This window comes from Streptomyces sp. NPDC107550 (genome assembly GCF_055639095.1).
Window position 1 is genome coordinate 1,367 of record NZ_JBVKBC010000049.1, and the last position, 1,416, is coordinate 2,782.

At 56.3% G+C, this 1,416-nt stretch carries 1 rRNA gene (running past one end of the window); it reads left to right on the forward strand.

The window, feature by feature from the left end:
* Positions 1-1,394: ribosomal RNA gene (locus ACZ7LY_RS32470) — 23S ribosomal RNA — on the forward strand; its annotated part reaches 1,366 nt to the left of the window's first position; the annotation flags it as partial.
* Between the last annotated feature and the right edge of the window lie 22 nt (positions 1,395-1,416).

The window sequence follows — 1,416 nt, forward strand, 5'->3', positions numbered from 1 at the left end:
GGTGAGACCTGATGCCGAGCCGATTGTGGTGAAGTGGATGATCCTATGCTGTCGAGAAAAGCCTCTAGCGAGTTTCATGGCGGCCCGTACCCTAAACCGACTCAGGTGGTCAGGTAGAGAATACCGAGGCGTTCGGGTGAACTATGGTTAAGGAACTCGGCAAAATGCCCCCGTAACTTCGGGAGAAGGGGGGCCATTCCTGGTGATGAGTCTTGCACTCTGAGCTGGGGGTGGCCGCAGAGACCAGCGAGAAGCGACTGTTTACTAAAAACACAGGTCCGTGCGAAGCCGTAAGGCGATGTATACGGACTGACGCCTGCCCGGTGCTGGAACGTTAAGGGGACCGGTTAGTCCGATTTCGGTCGGGCGAAGCTGAGAACTTAAGCGCCAGTAAACGGCGGTGGTAACTATAACCATCCTAAGGTAGCGAAATTCCTTGTCGGGTAAGTTCCGACCTGCACGAATGGCGTAACGACTTCTCGACTGTCTCAACCATAGGCCCGGTGAAATTGCACTACGAGTAAAGATGCTCGTTTCGCGCAGCAGGACGGAAAGACCCCGGGACCTTTACTACAGTTTGATATTGGTGTTCGGTTCGGCTTGTGTAGGATAGGTGGGAGACTGTGAACTCTGGACGCCAGTTCAGGGGGAGTCGTCGTTGAAATACCACTCTGGTCGTGCTGGATGTCTAACCTGGGTCCGTGATCCGGATCAGGGACAGTGTCTGATGGGTAGTTTAACTGGGGCGGTTGCCTCCCAAAGGGTAACGGAGGCGCCCAAAGGTTCCCTCAGCCTGGTTGGTAATCAGGTGTTGAGTGTAAGTGCACAAGGGAGCTTGACTGTGAGACCGACGGGTCGAGCAGGGACGAAAGTCGGGACTAGTGATCCGGCGGTGGCTTGTGGAAGCGCCGTCGCTCAACGGATAAAAGGTACCCCGGGGATAACAGGCTGATCTTCCCCAAGAGTCCATATCGACGGGATGGTTTGGCACCTCGATGTCGGCTCGTCGCATCCTGGGGCTGGAGTCGGTCCCAAGGGTTGGGCTGTTCGCCCATTAAAGCGGTACGCGAGCTGGGTTTAGAACGTCGTGAGACAGTTCGGTCCCTATCCGCTGTGCGCGTAGGAGTCTTGAGAAGGGCTGTCCCTAGTACGAGAGGACCGGGACGGACGAACCTCTGGTGTGCCAGTTGTCCTGCCAAGGGCATGGCTGGTTGGCTACGTTCGGGAGGGATAACCGCTGAAAGCATCTAAGCGGGAAGCCTGCTTCGAGATGAGGACTCCCACCCCCTTTGAGGGGTTAAGGCTCCCAGTAGACGACTGGGTTGATAGGCCAGATATGGAAGCCCTGTAAGGGGTGGAGTTGACTGGTACTAATAGGCCGAGGGCTTGTCCTCAGTTGCTCGCGTCCACTGTGTT